14 protein-coding genes and 1 tRNA gene are annotated in these 12985 nt (G+C 41.5%); 1 reads left to right on the forward strand and 14 read right to left on the reverse strand.

All coding sequences use genetic code 11. From position 1 onward, the window contains the following. The first annotated feature begins 66 nt into the window (after positions 1 to 66). Positions 67 to 255 (forward strand): hypothetical protein, encoded by a 189-nt coding sequence (locus tag HUZ36_RS02430; protein ID WP_176031805.1) that lies wholly within the window; start codon positions 67 to 69, stop codon positions 253 to 255. A 124-nt stretch (positions 256 to 379) separates the two neighbouring features. On the opposite strand, the gene HUZ36_RS02435 is transcribed toward HUZ36_RS02430, so the two are convergent. From HUZ36_RS02435 to HUZ36_RS02500, 14 genes are all read right to left on the reverse strand, one after another. Next, positions 380 to 454, reverse strand: a tRNA-Arg gene (locus HUZ36_RS02435). Between the two features lie 249 nt (positions 455 to 703). Beyond that, positions 704 to 1342 carry a FlgO family outer membrane protein gene (locus tag HUZ36_RS02440; protein WP_128732340.1) on the reverse strand — a complete coding sequence of 213 codons (639 nt, stop codon included), beginning with the start codon at positions 1340 to 1342 and terminating at the stop codon, positions 704 to 706. 14 nt (positions 1343 to 1356) lie between these two features. Then, positions 1357 to 2010 (reverse strand): FlgO family outer membrane protein, encoded by a 654-nt coding sequence (locus tag HUZ36_RS02445; RefSeq protein ID WP_128732341.1) that lies wholly within the window; start codon positions 2008 to 2010, stop codon positions 1357 to 1359. A gap of 14 nt (positions 2011 to 2024) precedes the next feature. Further along, positions 2025 to 2606 (reverse strand): FlgO family outer membrane protein, encoded by a 582-nt coding sequence (locus HUZ36_RS02450; protein WP_128732342.1) that lies wholly within the window; start codon positions 2604 to 2606, stop codon positions 2025 to 2027. A 404-nt stretch (positions 2607 to 3010) separates the two neighbouring features. Further along, the gene (locus HUZ36_RS02455; RefSeq protein ID WP_176031901.1) at positions 3011 to 3703 is read right to left on the reverse strand and encodes an SPOR domain-containing protein; all 693 of its coding nucleotides are present in this window, start codon (positions 3701 to 3703) and stop codon (positions 3011 to 3013) included. After that, positions 3704 to 6601, reverse strand: a complete 2898-nt coding sequence (locus HUZ36_RS02460) for an SdrD B-like domain-containing protein (RefSeq protein WP_176031902.1) — start codon at positions 6599 to 6601, stop codon at positions 3704 to 3706. A gap of 72 nt (positions 6602 to 6673) precedes the next feature. Continuing rightward, positions 6674 to 7450, reverse strand: coding sequence for a fimbrial biogenesis chaperone (locus HUZ36_RS02465; RefSeq protein ID WP_176031903.1), 777 nt, complete (start codon positions 7448 to 7450; stop codon positions 6674 to 6676). A 261-nt stretch (positions 7451 to 7711) separates the two neighbouring features. Next, complete coding sequence (locus HUZ36_RS02470; protein ID WP_176031904.1) at positions 7712 to 8167, reverse strand: DUF4402 domain-containing protein; 456 nt, start codon at positions 8165 to 8167, stop codon at positions 7712 to 7714. A gap of 43 nt (positions 8168 to 8210) precedes the next feature. Then, positions 8211 to 8852, reverse strand: coding sequence for a DUF4402 domain-containing protein (locus tag HUZ36_RS02475; protein ID WP_147390944.1), 642 nt, complete (start codon positions 8850 to 8852; stop codon positions 8211 to 8213). 144 nt (positions 8853 to 8996) lie between these two features. Then, the gene (locus tag HUZ36_RS02480) at positions 8997 to 9539 is read right to left on the reverse strand and encodes a hypothetical protein (protein ID WP_176031905.1); all 543 of its coding nucleotides are present in this window, start codon (positions 9537 to 9539) and stop codon (positions 8997 to 8999) included. Between the two features lie 75 nt (positions 9540 to 9614). Then, the gene (gene galU, locus HUZ36_RS02485) at positions 9615 to 10496 is read right to left on the reverse strand and encodes a UTP--glucose-1-phosphate uridylyltransferase GalU (protein WP_147390946.1); all 882 of its coding nucleotides are present in this window, start codon (positions 10494 to 10496) and stop codon (positions 9615 to 9617) included. An 8-nt stretch (positions 10497 to 10504) separates the two neighbouring features. After that, complete coding sequence (locus HUZ36_RS02490) at positions 10505 to 11338, reverse strand: thymidylate synthase (protein WP_128732350.1); 834 nt, start codon at positions 11336 to 11338, stop codon at positions 10505 to 10507. A 12-nt stretch (positions 11339 to 11350) separates the two neighbouring features. Further along, a complete protein-coding gene (lgt, locus tag HUZ36_RS02495) occupies positions 11351 to 12163 on the reverse strand; it encodes a prolipoprotein diacylglyceryl transferase (protein ID WP_176031906.1) in 813 nt (270 codons plus the stop codon). A gap of 9 nt (positions 12164 to 12172) precedes the next feature. After that, positions 12173 to 12982: a sulfite exporter TauE/SafE family protein gene (locus tag HUZ36_RS02500; protein WP_147390948.1), complete on the reverse strand. Its 810-nt coding sequence runs from the start codon at positions 12980 to 12982 to the stop codon at positions 12173 to 12175. Positions 12983 to 12985: the final 3 nt, after the last annotated feature.

The following is a 12985-nucleotide window of genomic DNA, read 5'->3' on the forward strand; positions in this document are numbered from 1 at the left end:
ATTTTTCAATTACGTGATGTACCTCCGGACAGGAAAGTAATATCAGTGATCTTAATTAAGTGGTTTATGTTAAGACAAGAGAAGCTTGTCGGTAGCCAAGAGAAGCTTGTCGGTAGCCAAGAGAAGCTTGTCGGTAGCCAAGAGAGTTTTTGCTATTTAGTTGCTTTAAATAAGAAATTCTTAACGCTGTTAGCGTCAGATTTACTCCTTCTAATTGAGCAAGTTTTAAGTCAAATTGGTATTATTCTGCCATAAGATATTGTTAACTCAATTAGGGTCAGATTTACCCCTTTAAATTGAGCATGTCATCCTTTTGGTTCAGACACAGAGCGGACGATAACGAGTGGAGAAAATTGTAACAGATAAGCCACTATTGAGATGGCGTCCCCAGTAGGAATCGAACCTACATCTAAGCCTTAGGAGGGCCTTGTTTTATCCATTAAACTATGGGGACAGCGAAGACTGTGGCGCAAAATGTACCAGCAAAATTCCACTGACTGAAACTTAGTATACTGATTTTTATGAACTTTTAAAGAGTAAAATCATGCAATTATGATGCACTGCTCGATAACACCTAATTTTTAATTATCACGCTTCTAGCCACACTTCAATAAACACAATCTATAATCGTATGCAATGAATAAGCTTAATTACAATGCCTTCATCTGAAGGCATTAATAATCGGAAGCTAAAAGCGGTACACCTATCTTGATGCCGTAGCCCCACCATCTAAAATAAAGTAAGGGATCGTGACTGCCGTTGTCGCTATCACTAAGTTTGTTGAAAATTCAAGAAGTCGCGCATTAACTTCTACCCCACGGGGGCGATAAATCATGGTACCAGACAGAATATGACTTGGTGCTTTGACGCTCTTTAATCTTTGCGCTTCCCGTGAAAATACTAAGTCACCACTTGGCGCTACCTCTATTTTTCCCAGTGCTTTAAAGTCCAGAGCTTGATAGCCTAATTTTTGCATCTGATGAATGAGAGATTCAGCAATTTGATTACCCAGTTGATTGGTGTCACGCAAAGACTGATTGAAATTCACAAAGCTTGCCACAGCTATCGATTCAGGTTTTTGCCCCAGAATGGTGTCTGATAATTCCAACGCAATTTGACTCGCATAGTTTGCGACAGCTTTACGATGACGATAGCTAATAAAACCCATGTCTTGTGTTACTGGCGACAGGGTCGCGTCATCATTTGACTGTTCTTCCATCAGCGCATACAAAAGCTCCATATCACTGGGCTTGGTTTCAATCGGTGCAGGAGATTGCTCTTGTGTCATTTTGCACCCACCTAGCAGTGCCAATGTGGTTGCAAAAAGTACTACATTTTTCATGTTCTGCCTCCAAATTAATTGGCTTGCTCTAAGCGAATACCATCATATGAAGCACCATCTTGCAGCGCATTTACCACACTTTGTGGTAAAAACCCTTGGGCAGAACCGACAACACTCTTACTTCTCAAACCAACAACCCTGGCGTTTACCATTACCCCACCTTGGTGATTAACTAGCGTGCCACCAAGTACATATAAAAATGGATGATCATCTGATAATTCAAGAAAGTCTCTGCTAAAGATAAAATCCCCTTCAGGTGTTACGCGAATGTAATCTGTCGTTTTAAAATCAACAACAGGGATCCCAAAAGCATGTAATTCGTGAATAAAACTCTCAGCTAACTGATTACCGAGAAGCGACCCTTTATCGAACTCTTTGTCTAAGAATACAAAACTAGTTACCGCGACAGGCGTCTTTTCATTTACATGCTTCAGGTTCGTGACCATATCTTGCATGATACTTTGGACATAATGGGTCACATTCTTCCCAGCCATTTGCTGAGATATAGAAAACTGCTTTAATCCATTTGGATTACTCTGAAACATGGACGATTGTTCAAAGCCATTTCTCACTGGCTCCGTTTGTGCTGTATCTACAGCGAAAAAGTTACTCTGAGTACAGCCAACCATCAATGAAAGAGGCAAAGCCAGACTACATATTTTTTTCATTACACTCATCTCCATTAATATTGACTGCGTATGATAAGACCATCTCGAGACGTGGCTCTCTCAGAGCCCCATAATGCCGATTTAGGAATACTAAGCGATGCCGCGGATAGAGCCCGACTGTGAAGTGTTTCTACAAGCCTAGCATTGACCAAATAGCTGTCACGGCTCTCAACTATCGTACCAACTACAACCAGGTCAATTTTCTGACGTTGATTTATCGCTTTTAACTCTCTGCTTAACATACTATCGGCAGAGTCACTCAAAGATAAAGCGCTTCTTAATCTGTACTCAACAACATCAGCTCCCATTTGGCTCAAATGGGTTATTAATGACTCTTGTAGCGCCACACCAAGTCCACTTCCTTGCCCCACTATGACGTCATTTAATTGGTTTGCCCTAAAAAAGCTAGTCACTGCTACTGTTGAGTTCGGTTTGAAAGGTCGCACATATTGCCCAAGTTCAGCCGCTAGTTGTGCACCAAAGCCATCAAAATCTGGTAATATTTCTCGCTGCTGGGTTAGTTCTCTTTTGCCTACTTGCTCACTGCTCGTGCACGCGGTAAGCCAAAATACAAAAATGAATACAAGATATTTCATTGTCGTCAGCCATCGTTGATCTTACTTACGATTAAGCAAAAATCGCGCCACATGGACGGCGCGATTTTACGAACTGTAGGAATAATTAATACCAATTTTCTTAATTAAGTGGTCTATGTTGAGGTGAGAAAATCTTGTCGAGAACACCGCTTCCGCGTCCTGTTCACGCCGAGATACCTACGTCCTGTAGGCAAGGCAAAAATTTTGCTATTTAGCTGTTCTAAATAAGAAATTTTTAACGCTGTTAGCGTCAGACTTACTCCTTCAAATTGGTATAAGGATGCTGGTTGTTCATTATCGTTGGTATTTCACATAAGCTTTGTTATCGCAATTGGAACCAGCGCTTGTTTCTGGTTTTCGTGGACAAGAAAGTGGCAACTAATTACCGGCTCATTTTCAGTGACTCAAAGACGAGAAAGTTTTTCTCCACCAAATGCAGTAACAAAACATGCTCGACGATGCTGTTTAAATTTGTCGCACGCATCCAGTGCTGCCGCTTTGTTCTCGAAGGCTCCCCACTTAACTCGGTATCGCGTAACGCCTTTACCATCAACTGTCTCAATCGAAAAAGTTTCTTTGCTCTTTATCAATTCAGGGAGGGTTTGTTCTAGTGTCGACGTCAACTCTAATACTTGTGTTTTGCCGTTTAACGAAGCTAGCTGAACGGCATATTTGTATTCTACTTTTTGACTATTTGTATCAATTGAGTCGTCCACACTAACCGGTTGAGCTTGTGTTTTTATTGGTTGATAACTATTTTGTGTGATGACTTCTTCTACTGCTGCCTGAGACTCGTTGGCTTGTGTAATCAAAGGAGTCTGTTTTTTAGTGGTAGTTACTTGAGCCGGTTTTGTATTTGACACGTAACCGGACAGCGCTTGAATGAGTTTTTGCAAATCTTTTTCCGCATCCAATAGCCTAGCAATTGCTACTTTATCCTCTTGCCACTGGGCAATGGCCTCTTGCATCTGCTGATATTCTTCCACTGTAATCTTTGCATAATTAACTGTTGTTTCTTCTGGCTTTGTACTCTGACACCCAGATAGAAGTGCGAGCACGCATATTATGCTGGTGATGGAAAATACTGGTTTTATCATTTAGTGTACTACCTCTAATGCTTTAACATCACAATTAATACCCTGTTCGAGCACCTGCGAACATAATGCTGTCAAGTCTTGTTTTGGATCTGAGCTAAATGCTACCCCAAGCAGATAGTGCGCTTGATCTTGAACATAAAATGGTTGGATTGATTCTATAGCCATCAATCGTGGTTTGATAAGTTGAAGATACACTTTCAAAAAATTAAGTTCATTGAATTTACCAAGGCTTGCAACCTGTAACTGCTCTGTTTCTTTTGGAATAACGTTAATATCAACACCACTGACCACATCCCCTCGTAAAGGTAAAATCACCAACGTTTTTTGCGCACTTTTCAGGTTTCTTGCCTCTGTTATTTCTTGGTCTAGTTTTACCTCATAGTTGCCAGGCTTTACATCTGTGAATACATAAAAGCCATCAAACTGCGTTCGTGTTGTTGCAACTTCTTCTCCCTGCTCATCAATCAGCGCCACTTCAGTAAACGCAACTTCTTCTTTACCTTGTTTAAATACCTTACCTTCTACTTCACTAGAATAAACAATCGGGAAATCCAACCGCTCTATAAAACCAGCGCGAGGTACAATAGACTTGCCAGCATGCGCTGGGATCATAAAAGGATCGGGCAGTGAAGTCGATTGAAGCTCAATATCTGTGGCTCTATATTCGGTCAAGCCAGTTAGCAATGCAACGCCATTTTCGTCCGTAACAGCACGGCGATACGCGTGTACGGCCCTCACTTCGACATCAGGTAGTAATTCATCTGTACCGTCGAGTACACTGTTATTATTTTTGTCTAAAAAGACCCGAACGACTAGCGAGCCTCGATTAGATAAAGTGTTTTTAGTGGAAAATACACTGCTGGATAGACTATTGTATCCAAGACTAAACCTTCCAGCGACAGCAACTTGCCAATGTTGCTCACTTGAATAAGAAGCGGTGCTAAACAGACTAAAGCGTTCAAAGTTAAAGTTTGAACCAAACTCTATAGAGTCGCTATCGTCAAGCAATGAGTGAGCAAATCGCACCCGCGCTTCAATATCGTCATCTATTTGATGGGTAACGGTAGCATATATATCAGTGAAATCCGCTTCAGGATTAATCTGATAATCTGCACCAAGTCGATACCAAGTCTCGCCATAACTGCCACTAATTTGCGTCGCGCCGAATAGAGCTTCTGATTGCAGACTTTGTCGCCACGTAAGCTGATTACCAATATTCCAACGACCCAACCCATAATTTAATCGATTTACAACCTGCGTAAACCGGCCTGCAGCCGTGTCATTGACACTAAATTGTGTTCTGTGACGCAAACTCCCAAACGAGCTGTTATGTAGCCGGCCTGAGAGGTTTAGTTGATATACATTGTTGGAAACGCTATCCCCTTGAAAATTCGATCGCGTATTACGACTTATACTTGCAGTCAACGCTTGACCTAACACTCGAGTATTGCCTGAAATTTGACTTTTACTTTCACCTTCAGTGGTTGCTTCATGCTCGATATTCAACAGCCAGTTTCGAAATCCGTTATAGTAACTTCCAACAGAATAAGTAGCGGTATCATCGTCGCTCCCCATATGAGATTCAGCGCCAATATAGGTCGATAGGCCATCAGTAATACTGGTGCGATAAGTGCCTGCAACTCGCCACCCGTTATCGCCACTATTACTTTGCTTATCTAAAAGACGCTGCCCAACTTTATTTAAAGAGAATTCATACTCACCAGAGTGGGAGGACAAGTTTGGATCAAACTGGTAGACCTGCTTGGCACGAGTTAATTGACCTTGTGGGCCATATTTAACGATTTCAAATTCATTTTCACCATATTGTAGTTCAACGTCACTAAAGTCATATACACCACTCTCAATGTCTAACTCTTGCGCAAGCAACACGCCATTTTGGTATAGTTCAACATCCCACCCTTGTTGAATTTCTCCAGTGATATTGACACTACGCTTCGCTGATGAAGCGCTCATCGGTCTATTCGATAATTTAATGCCAGCAGAGAAGCCTGCTGTACTCAAACTACTGACATTAACTGGAGTGATATCACCTACTCGCACTTCAGTTGCACCAATACCTAGGAGCTCTCCCTTTTCACTTTTACGGCTAAATGTAAGGCGGTTACGTTTAAAGTGGTCATCATATTCGCCAAAGGTATAGTAATCAGCTTTCATATACGCAAACTCATGTGAGCCAAGTACGGAATAAGTCAATTCATTCTGATTTTGATTATGCCTAAAGCTTGCTTGTATATCGGCAACTGGCGCGGATAACATTTGGTAACCCGATCCAGACCTCGGGTAAAGTATCGCTCGGTCTGATTTTTCTCTGGATAACGCCCTTGACTGGCGTGCAATCTGCGCCTCAACAGGATAGGTAAACTGACTCTGCACTTGCAAGCTTTGACGTCCATAATCTACAGTGTGTGAGAAACCAAACCATTCATTAAGTCTGTTAGACTCTATGAAAAGTTGATCTTGGTCTATATAAATATCTTCTGTCTGCAAGCTGTATTCTTGCTCATTTACAAACACAACTTGGCGAGCCAAATCAATAGCAAAGCGGTTGTCAGGATCTTTTAGCCAGCCAGATGCCCCCGCCTCATTTATTTCTATAGCAAGGCCTATCATCTGGACAAAGCTTTCCAGCTCTATCCAAAAAGAGTGTTCATTTTTTATCGCGATAAGTTCGCCAATATAATGACGCTCATTTAAGTGTGTAGATAAAAATAAATATTCGCCGACAGGAATATATAGCTCAGCTTGTGCCGCCTGTACTGGTTTCTTAATATCAGACAAGGTACTTTCGAGTTGACTAAGCACCCGCACTACCGCATGGACATCAATGTCTTGCTTCGCCTGCAAGGGGGTCACAGTAGCAATACAGCACAATGCCATTACTAGCTTACTTCCGAAATGCATCGCTATTAACTTTTCATCATGTGATACAACAACTATGAATAACTGCGTTTATTTCAGTATTACTGTCTTTTCGGCAAAGACATGGCGCTTGTACTCCCCTGAACCAGTAAAACGGACCTCTAATATTCCTGGAGCATTTATTCGAGCGCGAGGTAATAGTGTTAGCTGTGCTTGAGCGCGTTCCAGTTCGGTATGTACCGTATAATCTGCAGTAATGGCCACTCGCTTTGCAGAAGCAACTCCTTGGGGCTTAAAAAATGCCTCAATGGTACCAAATGCACTTGCAACACCGGTTTTGGACAATCCAACTGTCACCTTATCGGTTACATCCACTGTGGTAATCGTTATGTTAGGTGTGTCGATTTTATGTCGGGCCATAATAGGCAAAGAATAATTTAACGCGATATCTAATTTAATTGTTCCTTGATTACCATTTCCGTCATTTCCATTTGGTAACGCTTGAAACAGTAGATGTGAGCGATACTCTCCAGCGCCAAGTGCCCTCGGCTTTCGCAGTGCAATTTTGACTACCTGTCTTTGTCCTGGTGCCAGCCTCATTTGGCTTGGGCTGACTCTCGCCATTGAGCTCAGATTTATCACATTTTCCTCTTGGATTAGCTTATAGCCACCACTGGGTAAGGCTTGTTTTTCTTCCCATGATAAACGATAACTTTGATATACACTGGAGTTATTGAGTACGACGATTTCGGCTGTACGAGTACGCTCGTCAAATACCACTCTTGTTGGAGAAATTAATAAGTTAGCGTAAGAGAAAGTGCTAAATACAGACACAAAAACACTGAACAAAAAAACGATATACTTCATGATATTCTTTTATTTAAAACCAAATTATTAAGTAATGTATGCGTTATATAACTCATGCCCAAATGGCATCCATTTTAGATACGCGCTACCTTGTGTTCACCATTAAGCCCATATTATTGGCACATTACCTCTGTAGTATACCTATTCGCCTAATTAACTGTTCTTCATGTAGGCGATAAAACCCTCCCCATGGCTAAGCAGAAATTTTCAACACAGCTAGCGCAAGATTCTCCCTTTTAAATCAGCGATATACATAGTTCATTAATACTCAATTACTATACTCACTTTACCGGTATAGCTTCCATCTACATAAGGTTGGCCATTGCCAGACGTTGCGAGTATTGCGCCTATTTTTATTTCCGCTTCCCCATATACACCGGTGAAAGCCTTATCAACTAAATTCAGACGCTTTATCAAAAAGAAGTTACTACTGTGCTGGTTTTGTATTTTTACTTCACAACGACAGTCAGAGATATAAATTTGCTTATTGGCTGGAAAGCCCTTGAGTTGAATAACCGCAGGTTCACCACGCTTGAAAATATACAACTCATTGGTGCTCGACACTTCTCCATAAGGGGTCATATTGAGTATGCTTTCCCGCGAATTTTCATAAGCAACAATAATGCCAAAATTAAGATTCTGAAGAACCTCAATTGAGCTTGCATGGCTCATACCTGAGAGCATTGTAGCAAACGCGAAAAACTTTAATCCTTTCATACCACTCAAAAAAGGCGATAAACATCATCGCCTATATCATAACTTAGTAAGATACTGTAATGGCTACCGTAGCTGAATATGTATCATCTAAATAGCTTCCACCATCTTTATCAGTACCAATAGATGCACCAACGTTGAAAGTAGCTTTACCTTCATTATTCGCTGCAATCACATATTCGTCGTCACCATTTTTTTCAATCGCCGCGTTTGGTGTCTGGCCCTCAACCGCATATAAGGATAAGCTTAAAAGCTCAAATTTAGCCGTGTCACTCGGGCCTTCAGCTGAAACAAGCTCAATTGCTGCTACTTCTGGTGTTCCTGCATCACCATCATGGTCAACCGTTAAGGTTGGTAGTGATATTTTCATGTTGGCATAGCGAGTTACACCTGAAATTGTAAACTGCGCTGGAGAAGAGTCATCTGTTAAAATACCAATTTGAGCACCATCTTGAGAGGTTGCAGCTAGTGCTTCTGTAGAATCTGCTGGACGCGTTAAAGTTGCTTGTTTGGTGCTTTCAGCCATCGCTCGAATCGTACCAAACTTAAGATCGTTTACTTTTTCCAGTGTAAACGCATTCTGAACCGTAACACTGGCATTAAACGTTTTGTTTTGAGACGCAACAGCAACGGAAGTCACACTTAGCAAAGATAGCGTGATTAAACTAACCTTAATTTTATTTATCATTTACCTTTCCTTTACCTTCAGGTTTATTATTAGGATTTCCATTATATTTATCGGTACGATACTAAGAAACTTTAGTTATTTTTTGTTATTTTTATATATATTTTACGACCCATCTAACCAACGGATAACTAAAGAACAAAACGTTCAATATTCAACCGAAACGCATTTTTCATTATATTTTTCCAGGATTTTACAAACCACGCTCGCAGCCCTATTTGATTCCAAAGGCCCCATTTGAACAATAAAACGCTCCCCAAATGCCTTTTGCTCTGTTCTTATACCAACATTTGTAATTGTATTTAACGTGGGTAATGCTCTATTTACCCTTAATACAACTTTCTCCGCAGCTGCTTGTGTGAGCCTTGGTGTGAGTACCGCATAAAATCTCTGTGTAGTATTATCCTCAGCCCGATGAGAGACCACCGATGGGTTGCCATTCAATAGCGCATCCGAAGATGGGAGCGGCTGTTGTGCAGCTAATAGTGTAATGAGTTTATTTAAGTCGTTTTCAGACTGTAATAAGCGTTTAATTTGCTCTTTCGATTCATTCCATTCCTTGATGACTTGCTCAATTTCTTCCTGTGAATATTCAGAGGTTTTTTTGGCGATGGTTAACTCACTGTTTTGTGAACTGCAACCCAAAATAAGAAGAAAAAAAAAAGCGAGCGCTGAGTGTTTTTTAAACATCAATATCTCATATAATAAAAAGGGAGCAAAGCTCCCATAATTAACTCACTATATAAAAGAGTATTAATTTCACACTCATTTTGCAAGCTTTGTTATAAATTGCATCAGTTCATTGGAAAATTCATCTCGACGAACAGCATGCTCTATAATCGCTTTCAAATAACCAATCTTGCTGCCACAATCATGGCTTTTACCACAAAGCGCATATGCTTGTACTTGCTCAGTTTCCATCATCATTGCTATCGCATCGGTCAATTGGATTTCTCCTCCTGCCCCCTCTGGCGTTTTTGCCAACAATGGCCAAATAGACTTGTTTAAAACATAGCGGCCAACGATGGCAAGGTTTGAAGGTGCCGTGCCAGGTTTCGGCTTTTCAACCATGTTGTGCATAGGTTTAGATTCACCAGCAGCCAACATTTCACCGCCGATATCTACAATACCAAATTGTGACACAACCTCTTCCGCGACAGGCTCAACCATAACTTGACTACAACCTTGCTGCTCAAAACGTGCAATCATCTGGGCCAGATTTTCCTGTCTTAGATCAGCAGTAGCAGCATCAATTAACACATCAGGCAACATGACAACAAAAGGTTCATCGCCAATAACCGGTGCTGCACAATTGATAGCATGTCCAAGCCCTTTGGCTTCACCTTGACGGACCTGTATCATCGTTATTCCTTTTGGACAGATAGATTGCACTTCTTCTAATAACTGTCTCTTTACCCGTTGTTCTAGCGTCGCTTCAAGTTCAAAACTAGTATCGAAATGGTTTTCAATCGAGTTTTTACTGGAGTGAGTAACCAAAACGATCTCTTTGATCCCTGCTGCAGCGGCTTCGTCAACCACATATTGAATAAGTGGCTTATCCACTATGGGTAGCATTTCTTTTGGTATTGCTTTTGTTGCAGGCAACATTCTAGTGCCTAAGCCTGCGACTGGAATAACGGCTTTCATGTTAACTCCTAAATAGCGACTGGTGCTTTAATATGAGGATGGCACTGATAATCAACTAGCTCAAAATCCTCAAATTTAAAGTCGAAAATATCCTTAACTTCAGGGTTAATTCTCATTGTTGGTTTAGGGAACGGCTTTCGGTTTAACTGCTCGTCTACCTGATCCATGTGATTCAAGTATAGGTGAGCATCGCCAAAGGTGTGAATAAAATCACCGACCTCTAGCTCGCACACTTGCGCTATCATCATAGTCAACAGCGCATAGCTCGCAATATTGAAAGGCACACCAAGGAAAATATCTGCACTACGCTGATATAATTGACAGGATAGCTTGCCATCTAGAACATAAAATTGAAATAACGTATGACAAGGTGGTAACGCCTGCTTGCCCATGGCAGCATTATCTTTTGGTGAGTATTGTGTGTCGGGTAACAACGCGGGGTTCCAAGCACTCACAATTAAGCGCCTAGAGTCCGGGTTGGTTTTTATTTGCTCAACCACATCTTTGATTTGATCTACAACCTCTCCGTTTGGTCCTACCCATGAGCGCCATTGACTACCATATACAGGCCCTAAGTCACCTTCATCTGTGGCCCAACCGTCCCATATTCTTACCCCATTATCGTTTAGGTATTTTATATTCGTATCACCGTTTAAAAACCATAGTAACTCATGAATAATTGAGCGTAGATGACACTTTTTGGTAGTAACTAATGGGAAGCCTTCTTGTAAGTTAAAGCGCATTTGATAACCAAACACACTGACTGTGCCTGTGCCTGTTCTGTCTTCTTTTTTAGTGCCATTGTCACGCACATGGCGCATCAGTTCTAAATATTGTTTCATTATTACTACTCTTTAACTTTTTGCTTGTCCGGTAGGTGTCATTTTACTGTCGCGCTTGTATGCCCACACCATGAGAATGGTACCAGCTATTACCATAGGTAAAGATAGGATTTGGCCCTGCGAAATTATGCCGCCATACAAGCCAATATGGGCATCCGGCTCTCGGAAGTACTCAATAGCAAAACGAAATACACCGTATCCGGCTAAAAATAATCCTGCAACGCTGCCTGCTGGGCGAGGTTTTTTTCTGAACCAAACTAGCATAATAAATAACACTACCCCTTCAAAAAACGCTTCATATAACTGTGATGGGTGACGCGGTTGTGGTCCACCGGTTGGAAATACAAACGCCCACGGCACGTCTGTAACTCGCCCCCATAATTCACCATTAATAAAGTTACCGATACGCCCTGCTAAAAGTCCAACCGGTACCATAGGTACCACAAAGTCACCAACTGACAAAATAGAGCGATTATGTTTAACTGCATAAATAACAATAGCTGTAATTACACCAAGCGCGCCGCCGTGGAATGACATACCACCTTGGTCAACTCGAAATAGATAAAGCGGGTTCTCTATAAAGTGAGAAAATTGATAAAATAATACATAGCCGATACGACCACCTAAAATAACCCCAAGCATAGAATAAAAGACAAGATCACCAACTTGGTCTTTGTTCCAGCCAGAATTCGGCTTTTTCGCCTCTTTTGCCGCCCACCACATAGCGAACATAAAGCCGATTAAATACATTAGTCCATACCAGCGCACACTCAGCGGTCCGATGGAAAAAATCACAGGGTCTATCTGTGGAAACTGCAAAGCCATAGCCTTTCCTTAATTTATTAACATATTGCCAGCGATAATAATCAGTAACGCCGCAAACACTTTTTTAATCGTTGCCACTGGTAAATGATGCGTTGCTTTTGCACCAATAGGCGCCATAAACCAAGATGTGGCTACTATACCGACTAAAGCGGGTAAGTAGACAAAGCCTAAAAAGCCGTGTTCAATATCCACATGTTTTGCACCAGAGGCAATATAACCAAAAGAGCCGAAAATTGCGATGACGATGCCGCTCGCTGAAGCGCACCCAATCGCTTTTTTCATATCAAGTGAAAAAAAAGTCAATAGTGGAACAATCAACGCTCCCCCACCAATACCTATCATAGCGGATAGTGCCCCCGTTACAGAGGTTAACACCGAAAGGATTGGCCCTTTTGGCATTACTCTGGTTGATTGTGCCGGTTTCCTGGAGCTCCACGCCATTTTCATCGCAATACCGATAACACTAACCACAAAAATGATTCTAACGATTTTTTCTGGTAACAATACCGCCGCAAAACCACTTCCCAGCGCGCCGAATGCAACTCCCAACATCACCCAAGGCGCAATATGCCATGGCACATTGTCATTTTTATGATGGGCCTTTGCAGAAGATGTCGAAGTAAAAATAATTGATGCAAGTGACGTCGCCACCGCGACTATGACAACTTGCTCATTGGGAATGATTGCGAACTTAGTAAGTATGACTGATAAAATCGGAACAATTAGCAAGCCTCCGCCAATTCCAAGGAGGCCTGCAAGAAAACCAACGGCACAGCCAAGTAAAGCGCATAGTAAAACGATGAGTAAAATAGTGTCCATCAA

Source organism: Pseudoalteromonas sp. McH1-7 (assembly GCF_013366255.1).
GTDB classification, from domain to species: domain Bacteria; phylum Pseudomonadota; class Gammaproteobacteria; order Enterobacterales; family Alteromonadaceae; genus Pseudoalteromonas; species Pseudoalteromonas peptidolytica.